The sequence below is a fragment of the Thioalkalivibrio sp. genome, assembly GCF_041690275.1.
Classification (GTDB): Bacteria; Pseudomonadota; Gammaproteobacteria; order Ectothiorhodospirales; family Ectothiorhodospiraceae; genus Thioalkalivibrio.
Genome location: NZ_JAWLHP010000048.1, coordinates 1 through 5,754, shown reverse-complemented (window position 1 = coordinate 5,754; position 5,754 = coordinate 1). Strand labels below are relative to the sequence as shown.

The window sequence follows — 5,754 nt, the reverse complement described above, 5'->3', positions numbered from 1 at the left end:
TCCCCGGTGGGCACACTTCGTTTTGCCCACCCTACGGATTTATGAATCGGTTTCGGTCCTTTCGCTGTCCGTCGCAGGGCCGGCGGGGCCGAGCAGCACCACCGCCTCGGCGGCGATCCCCTCGCCGCGGCCGGTGAAGCCGAGGCGTTCCGTGGTGGTGGCCTTTACGTTCACGGCTGACAACGGGAGCCGGCAATCCGCGGCGATGTTGGCCCGCATCGCATCGATATGTGGCGCCATCTTCGGTCGCTGGGCAATCACCACGCTGTCGATATTCACCGGTGCCCAGCCTTCTGCACGCACGCGCGCCAGCACCTCGCTGAGCAATGCGCGGCTGTCGGCGCCCCGGAAGCGTGGATCGGTATCGGGGAAATGCCGACCGACGTCGCCCAGCGCGGCAGCCCCCAGCAGCGCATCGCACAGCGCATGCAGCAGGACGTCTCCGTCCGAGTGCGCGACAAAGCCCTGGCCGTGGGGAATCCTGACTCCGCCGAGCACCAGGTGGTCGCCGGGCCCGAAGGCGTGCACGTCGAAGCCCTGGCCGATCCGCAGATCAACCGCCATCATTCGTTTCCTGGGCCTCGCGCAGCCGCACGTGGCGCAGCAGACCATCCACCAGCACGAACAGCGCCCCGGCCGTCAGCAGGTGCCAGAGCCAGTGTGTGCCAACGACCGCCCACTCGCAGAGCACCAGATCCAGCGCCCGCACCACCAGCGCGAAGGCAAAGAGGACCGCTGCCAGCACCAGGTCCCGCGACAGGCGCCGATCGACCCGGCCGGCCAGGCCGACCGCCACGAGCAGGATGATCAGCATCGGGAGGTAACCCAGGCTGGAGCCGGCCATTGCACCGGGCACCAGGAGGTAGAACAGCAGGAACCCGCCAAGGGTCAACAGCCATGCCACGGTCAGACCCAGCAGCCGGAACCGCGGCACCCGAAACAGGAATGCACTCCAGTACGCGGCCGCAAAGGCCGCAACGGCCGCCACGTCCGCCCAGACCAGCCAGGCGACTCCGCTCGCATGCAGGAGCATGCTGCTCACTCCGACCAGCGCAATCAGGCCGGCGAGCAGGTGCAGGTCCCATTGCTCGCGCCACCGCCCCGGCTCCAGCTGTTTCCAGGCCTGCCAGGAGGCGACCAGGTAGGCAAGACCGGCCACCGTATTCAACGGCTCCGCAAACCAGCCCGGCTCGGTTCGCTCGCAATAGCGACTCATCCCGCACTTCCGGTCACGACCGCCTGCTGTCCCGTCTATTCACGGTGTATGCCGTGCATCAGGGCGGACAGAAAGTCGCCCGCATGGACACCCGGGATGTCGAGACCCAGATCCGTCATCTCGTGGGCAATGTGATCCTGCAGTCTCGCGGTATCGGCCTCCGAGCTCATCGGCAGCGTGACGCCGCGCAGTCTTCCCGCGAGGCGCTCGACACCATCTGCCGGGAACACCGTGAAGTCGCCGGAGAACTCGAGGTCCTCCAGGGCATTGTCGCGGGTGAGCATGCGGACACGGATCAGGCCGCCCGGGGCCTTGTGCATGCCCTCCACCAGATACGTGCCGGCGGCGATCTTGACCCCGGTGCTCACCACGCGGCGCCCCTTCTGATAGACCCATTCGGGGTCCTGCAGCAGGCTGTGCACGCGCTCCAGCGCCTCCTCCTCGGCAGAGGTCAGACGCGATTCCTCGGGCCGGTGCCCCAGGTGTTCCTCGATCGCACCGAGGAACAAAGACTTCACGCGCTCGCGTTCCGGCGGCCGTCCGAGCTCGCGAGTCAGGGTGGTCATATAGTCCTCCATGCCCTGACGGAGCTTGTCGCGGAACTTCTCCGAACTCACCTTCAGACAACGCGCCATCGTGTCCATGTCGAAATCGAACATGAAGCTGCCGACCATCACCGTGGCGTCGTTGATCCGTGCCGAACCGGTGCCGCCGATCTTGCGTCCGTTCACGTGGATGTCGTTCACCGGCCGGAAGACCGCCGGCACCCCGAGGGCCTGGTAGGTGGCCAGCACCGGCGCGATGAAATGCGAGTAGATCGCCTCCACCCGGGCCGGCGCCAGGCGATACGGGTAGACGAAGTGGAAGAACATCTGGTCACGGTTGAGATACACCGCTCCGCCGCCGACGTCGCGCCGGACGATCGGGAGACCGTGGGCCTCGCAGTAGGCGGTATCCACCTCCTGGTCGATGTCCTGATGCAGCCCAACGGAAACGAAGGGGTCGGTCGGGTTCACCAGCGTGACCACCGGGTCGTCGCCCTCCTTCATGCTCTCCGCAACCGCATGGAAGGTGGCCATCGACTCCAGTGGAGGGACGTAACCGACATCGATCACTCGAATTCTATTCATCCAGCATTCCTCAGTCGCTGTTGCCTTCTCAGATAGATCTCCGCAACCTCCAGATCCTCCGGCTGCGTGATCTTGATGTTCATCGGACTGCCTTCCACGATGCGGGGGTGGGCGCCCGCGAACTCCATCGCGCTCGCCTCGTCGGTTACCGCGACCCCCGAGGCCGCGGCCGCATCCAGTGCCTCGCGAAGGGCCTGCAGACGGAACATCTGCGGCGTCAGGGCCCGCCAGACACTGCTGCGGTCCAAGGTGCGCTCCACCCGTTCTCCGGTCCCCGCGAGCTTCAGGGTATCGCTGCTCGGGGCCGCCAGCAGGCCACCGACCGGATCATGCTGCAGCAGGCTGATCAGGCGGTCCAGATCTTCAGGGGGAAGGCAGGGCCGTGCGGCATCATGCACCAGCACCCAGTCTTCCGGTCCGGCTCGCCCGGCCAGGAACTCGAGGCCGTTGCGCACCGAGTCGGCGCGTTCGGCACCGCCTGTCACCAGAAACAGGCGGCCTCCCGCGCTCGGCAGTTCCATCGCGTCGGAGTCGACACCGGATCCGACGACCAGCACCACGCCGCGGATCGCCGGATGTTCGAGGAAGATGCCCAGGGTGTGCTCGAGCACGGACCGCGAGCCAAGCCTCAAGAACTGCTTCGGCCGCTCCGCCCCCATACGCCGTCCGACACCCGCCGCCGGGATCAACGCCCAGAGCGCGGGCGCGCGCCCCTCAGTCATTGCGCGGGTCCTCCGGCTCGACTTGCATCTCCACGCCCGGATCGACCGGCAGGAAGAAGATCTCGTCCTCGCGGATCATGCCCAGGTCCCGCCGCGCGCGCTCCTCGACGGCCTCGCTGCCGCTGCGCAGGTCTTCCACCTCCGCCTCCAGCGCCTGATTCCGGCTGCGCAGCTCCTCGTTCTGGATCTGCTGGAGGCGATTCGCCTCGCGCAACTCCAGGACATCGCGCCAGCTTCCCTCGCCGAACCATAGCGACCACTGCAGGCCGACCAGCGCCGCAAGCAGCAGGCCGAGCAGCCAGCGCATCAGGCCCGGTCCACATGAATGGAGTCAGCCACACCTGCACGCGCGAGGTTCGCGGGTGCGGGATTGGGTCCGCGGCGCCGCAACTCAACCGCGCCGCCAGCCCTGGCCATCCCGATCCGGCGTCGGCAAGCGCATCAGCGGGGGCGCGCCGGAAAGGCGTCGAGACCCGGGTAGCGCGCCCCGGAACCCAGCATCTCCTCGATCCGGATCAGCTGATTGTACTTGGCGACACGATCCGAGCGGGACAGCGAGCCGGTCTTGATCTGGCCCACCCCGCTTGCCACGGCCAGATCCGCGATGGTCACGTCCTCGGTCTCGCCCGAACGGTGAGAGATCACCGCACTGTAACCGGCCTCGCGCGCCATCGCGATCGCCTCCAGGGTCTCGGTCAGGGTCCCGATCTGGTTCACCTTGACCAGGATCGAGTTGGCGACCCCGCGGTCGATGCCGTCCCGCAGGATACGGGTGTTGGTAACGAAGAGGTCGTCCCCGACCAGCTGCACCCGGTCGCCGAGCCTGTCGGTCAGCCGCTTCCAGCCGTCCCAGTCATCCTCGGCCAGGCCGTCCTCGATGGTGAGGATCGGGTACTGGTCGACCCAGTCGGCGAGATAGTCGATGAACTCGTCGGCCGAGAAGTCACGCCCCTCGGAGACCAGGCGATAGCGGCCGTCCCGATAGAACTCGGAGCTGGCGCAGTCCAGGCCGATCCAGATGTCATCGCCGGCCCGAAACCCCGTCTGCTCGATCGCCTCGAGAATCACCTCCACCGCGGCCGCATTGGACGGCAGGTCGGGCGCGAAGCCGCCCTCGTCGCCCACCCCCGTGCTCAGGCCCCGCTGCTGGAGCAGTTTCTTCAGCGCATGGAAGACCTCCGCACCGTAGCGCACGGCCTCGGTCAGGCTGCCGGCACCGACCGGCACGATCATGAATTCCTGCATGTCGACGCTGTTGCTCGCGTGGGCACCGCCGTTGACGATGTTCATCATCGGCACCGGCAGCACCCCGGCATCCGCTCCGCCCAGACTCCTGAACAGCGGTAGTCCGGCCTCCGCAGCGCGCGCATGGGCCAGGGCCAGCGACACGGCCAGCAACGCATTGGCGCCCAGTCGATCCTTGTTCGCCGTACCATCGAGCTCGATCATGCGCCGGTCGGCCGCTTCCTGGTCGGCCTCGGTACCGCGCAGGGCGTCGCGCAGCTCGCCGTTGACATGGGCCACCGCGCGGAGCACGCCCTTGCCGCCATAGCGCGCCCCGCCGTCGCGCAACTCGATCGCCTCCCGGGCGCCGGTCGATGCGCCCGACGGCACCGCCGCGCGGCCACGCGCACCGGTATCGAGGACCACGTCGGCCTCGACGGTCGGGTTACCCCGGGAGTCCACGATCTCCCGGCCATGCACATCGGCAATCAAAGCCATGATTCTCTCCTTGAAGGAGGCGTCCCGGATGCCGTCCGGGACGCCGTCGGAATTCAGGAAATGCGGCCTCAGCCCAGGCCGAACGCCGCTTCCGCGAGCGGGCGCGCCTTCACGGTACGGTCCAGTTCCACGAGCGTCTCCAGCAGGTCCCGCAACAGCGACAGCGGCCACGCATTGGGGCCGTCGGACAGCGCGTGCTCCGGGTCGGGATGGGTCTCCATGAAGACCCCGGACACGCCCGCCGCCACGGCGGCGCGCGCCAGCACCGGCACGAATTCGCGCTGCCCTCCGGAGACCGCCCCGAGGCCGCCCGGCTGCTGCACCGAATGCGTGGCGTCGAAGACCACCGGACAACCCGTCCGGCGCATCACCGCGAGACCCCGCATGTCCGAGATCAGCGTGTTGTATCCGAAGGAGACGCCGCGGTCGCAGACCATGATCTGCTCGTTCCCGGCCTCGCGTGCCTTGGCCACCACGTTGTCCATGTCCCAGGGGGCGAGGAACTGACCCTTCTTGATGTTCACCGGAAGCCCCTGGCGGGCGACATTCTGGATGAAGTTCGTCTGCCGGCACAGGAAGGCCGGGGTCTGCAGCACATCCACCACGTCGGCGACCTCACCGAGCGGGGTGTCCTCGTGCACGTCGGTCAGCACCGGGACATTCAGGGTCTTCCTTACCTTCTCAAGGATCTGCAGGCCCTTATTCATGCCCGGTCCGCGGAAGCTCCGGGTCGAGGAGCGGTTCGCCTTGTCGAAGGAGGACTTGTATATGAACGGAATGCCGAGCCCGGCGGAAATCTCCGCAAGCGTCCCGGCGGTATCCAGCGCGAGCTGCTCGGACTCGATCACGCAGGGGCCCGAGATCAGGAACATTGGACGGTCCGGACCGACCTGGAATCCGCAGAGATCCATGGGCAGGGTCATGCGACAGACTGCTTGGTCAGGGTGGCCTTGGCTTCCTGATA

Annotated in this window: 7 protein-coding genes; all 7 read right to left on the bottom strand. The window is 67.3% G+C overall.

The window, feature by feature from the left end; genetic code table 11:
- Positions 1–39: 39 nt before the first annotated feature.
- The 7 genes from ispF to kdsA all read right to left on the bottom strand — a co-directional run bounded on the left by ispF (position 40) and on the right by kdsA (position 5,701).
- Positions 40–564 carry a 2-C-methyl-D-erythritol 2,4-cyclodiphosphate synthase gene (gene ispF / locus ACESMN_RS10065; protein WP_373053466.1) on the bottom strand — a complete coding sequence of 175 codons (525 nt, stop codon included), beginning with the start codon at positions 562–564 and terminating at the stop codon, positions 40–42.
- Positions 554–1,216 carry a hypothetical protein gene (locus ACESMN_RS10060; protein WP_373053465.1) on the bottom strand — a complete coding sequence of 221 codons (663 nt, stop codon included), beginning with the start codon at positions 1,214–1,216 and terminating at the stop codon, positions 554–556. The genes ispF and ACESMN_RS10060 overlap by 11 nt, the downstream gene beginning before the upstream one ends.
- 35 nt (positions 1,217–1,251) lie before the next feature.
- Positions 1,252–2,346, bottom strand: coding sequence for a lipoyl protein ligase domain-containing protein (locus tag ACESMN_RS10055; RefSeq protein WP_373053464.1), 1,095 nt, complete (start codon positions 2,344–2,346; stop codon positions 1,252–1,254).
- Complete coding sequence (gene ispD / locus ACESMN_RS10050) at positions 2,343–3,068, bottom strand: 2-C-methyl-D-erythritol 4-phosphate cytidylyltransferase (RefSeq protein ID WP_373053463.1); 726 nt, start codon at positions 3,066–3,068, stop codon at positions 2,343–2,345. Before ispD ends, ACESMN_RS10055 begins: the two co-directional genes overlap by 4 nt.
- Positions 3,061–3,375, bottom strand: coding sequence for a cell division protein FtsB (ftsB, locus tag ACESMN_RS10045; RefSeq protein WP_373053462.1), 315 nt, complete (start codon positions 3,373–3,375; stop codon positions 3,061–3,063). Before ftsB ends, ispD begins: the two co-directional genes overlap by 8 nt.
- 134 nt (positions 3,376–3,509) lie before the next feature.
- Positions 3,510–4,790, bottom strand: a complete 1,281-nt coding sequence (gene eno, locus ACESMN_RS10040) for a phosphopyruvate hydratase (RefSeq protein WP_373053461.1) — start codon at positions 4,788–4,790, stop codon at positions 3,510–3,512.
- Positions 4,791–4,858: 68 nt separating this feature from the next.
- Complete coding sequence (gene kdsA / locus ACESMN_RS10035; protein ID WP_373053482.1) at positions 4,859–5,701, bottom strand: 3-deoxy-8-phosphooctulonate synthase; 843 nt, start codon at positions 5,699–5,701, stop codon at positions 4,859–4,861.
- Positions 5,702–5,754: the final 53 nt, after the last annotated feature.

What these genes read in the sequence shown, in the direction of transcription:
- ispF (WP_373053466.1), bottom strand. Translation starts at nt 564, where the DNA reads ATGGCGGTTGATCTGCGGATCGGCCAGGGCTTCGACGTGCACGCCTTC.
- ACESMN_RS10060 (WP_373053465.1), bottom strand. Translation starts at nt 1,216, where the DNA reads ATGAGTCGCTATTGCGAGCGAACCGAGCCGGGCTGGTTTGCGGAGCCG.
- ACESMN_RS10055 (WP_373053464.1), bottom strand. Translation starts at nt 2,346, where the DNA reads ATGAATAGAATTCGAGTGATCGATGTCGGTTACGTCCCTCCACTGGAG.
- ispD (WP_373053463.1), bottom strand. Translation starts at nt 3,068, where the DNA reads ATGACTGAGGGGCGCGCGCCCGCGCTCTGGGCGTTGATCCCGGCGGCG.
- ftsB (WP_373053462.1), bottom strand. Translation starts at nt 3,375, where the DNA reads ATGCGCTGGCTGCTCGGCCTGCTGCTTGCGGCGCTGGTCGGCCTGCAG.
- eno (WP_373053461.1), bottom strand. Translation starts at nt 4,790, where the DNA reads ATGGCTTTGATTGCCGATGTGCATGGCCGGGAGATCGTGGACTCCCGG.
- kdsA (WP_373053482.1), bottom strand. Translation starts at nt 5,701, where the DNA reads ATGGATCTCTGCGGATTCCAGGTCGGTCCGGACCGTCCAATGTTCCTG.